This is a genomic window from Caballeronia sp. ATUFL_F1_KS39, assembly GCF_023630985.1.
Classification (GTDB): domain Bacteria; phylum Pseudomonadota; class Gammaproteobacteria; order Burkholderiales; family Burkholderiaceae; genus Caballeronia; species Caballeronia zhejiangensis.
Map to the genome: position 1 here is coordinate 1 of NZ_JALQDZ010000070.1, position 1,673 is coordinate 1,673.

The following is a 1,673-nucleotide window of genomic DNA, read 5'->3' on the forward strand; positions in this document are numbered from 1 at the left end:
TGTAGGAGCAACATGAGAATGTCGTGTTCTAGCAAGATACAAATGTCGTGTTTTTGCGACCACTGGCAAGCTGGCGACTGACTGCACCACTGCAGGAGCCGTCCATGAAGCCAGCAACGTTGGTGACATTGAACATGCGCGAACTCGACCGTCTGAAGGTCATCCAAGCCGTGGTGAATATGGGACTCAAACCCGGTCGAGCCGCGGAGCGTCTCGGCGTGACGGTACGCCAAGTCGAGCGGCTGGTGTGGCGATATCGCGAGTCGGGCGCGGCGGGCCTTACATCACGCAAACGGAACAAGCCGGGCAATCGGAAGCTTGACGAAGGCTTGGCCTTACGTGCGCTGACCCTTATTCGCGAGCGCTACTTGGATTTCGGACCGACGCTGGCATGCGAGAAGCTGCGTGAATGCCATGGCCTCGTGCTGTCGAAGGAAACCGTGCGGCACCTGATGACGGATGCCGGCCTTTGGGTGCCGCGCAAGCAACGTCCGCCGAAGGTCTACCAGCCGCGTGCCCGACGAGCCTGTTTCGGTGAACTCGTACAAATCGACGGCAGCGATCATTACTGGTTTGAAGACCGGGGACCCGCCTGCTCACTGCTGGTCTTTGTCGACGACGCGACGAGCCGGTTGATGCACTTGCACTTCGCACCGACCGAATCGACTTTCAGTTATTTCGAGGCGACGCGCGCGTATCTCGAACGCCACGGTAAGCCGGTGGCATTCTATAGCGACCGCGCGAGCGTGTTCTACGTCCACAAGCGCGAGGAGACGGCGGGCAAAGGCGTCACCCAGTTTGGTCGTGCAATGTACGAGCTCAACATCGACACATTTTGCGCCAACAGCAGCCCCGCCAAGGGACGCGTCGAACGGGCTCATCTGACGCTGCAGGATCGCCTGGTGAAGGAGCTGCGTTTGCGTGATATCAGCACCATTGCAGCTGCAAACGCGTTTGCCTGCGTTTTCATGGCGGCCTATAACGCGCGCTTCGCAAAGCCGCCAAGAAGCGCGTACGACGCCCACCGGCCGCTGCGCGATGACGAGAATCTCGACGCGGTTTTGACTTGGCGGGTACAGCGTAAGGTATCGGATGCGCTGACGTTGCTGAACGACCGCGTACTCTGGCTGCTCGATGACACGGCAGCGAATCGCAGGCTGATCGGCCGCTACATCGACGTGTGGGAATACCCAGATGGGCGCCTCGAAATCCGCGCTGACGGCAGCGTGCTGCATGCTGTGCCGTATGACAAGCTCGCCGACATTGACCAAGGCGCGATAATCGAGAACAAGCGTCTTGGTCATGCGTTGCAGGTCGCGCGAGCGTTACAGGCGCAGCGCGATAACCGTCGGATCTCAGGCTCGCCGTCTCGCACAAACCGAGGTGCCGCGGTGCGCACTCCCAAGCCCTTGCCCGGCACGAAGAAGTCGCGCGCATTCACCCGAGCCGATCTGGATCAAGTAATCGTGCAGGTGGCGCAGCAATCCAAGACGCCCTCAACACCTGGCCAACGGTCTGCTCGCACTCGCTGAACAGTCTGAAACGCCCCGGTCGGATCAAGACAATCTTCAAGACTACGTGGATTCAAACCGTTGAAAACAGAGCCAATCACACATCAAAAACACGACATCTGTATTTAGCCGGTGGTACGACATTTCAATTTTGCTTTGACA

1 protein-coding gene is annotated in these 1,673 nt (G+C 58.9%); it reads left to right on the forward strand.

The window, feature by feature from the left end:
• The first annotated feature begins 104 nt into the window (after positions 1-104).
• On the forward strand, positions 105-1,532 hold the full coding sequence (locus NCR93_RS31620) for an ISNCY family transposase (RefSeq protein WP_175983324.1): 1,428 nt from the start codon (positions 105-107) through the stop codon (positions 1,530-1,532).
• Positions 1,533-1,673 lie beyond the last annotated feature (141 nt).

Coding starts and splice junctions, on each gene's coding strand:
- NCR93_RS31620 (WP_175983324.1), top strand. CDS start 105: ATGAAGCCAGCAACGTTGGTGACATTGAACATGCGCGAACTCGACCGT.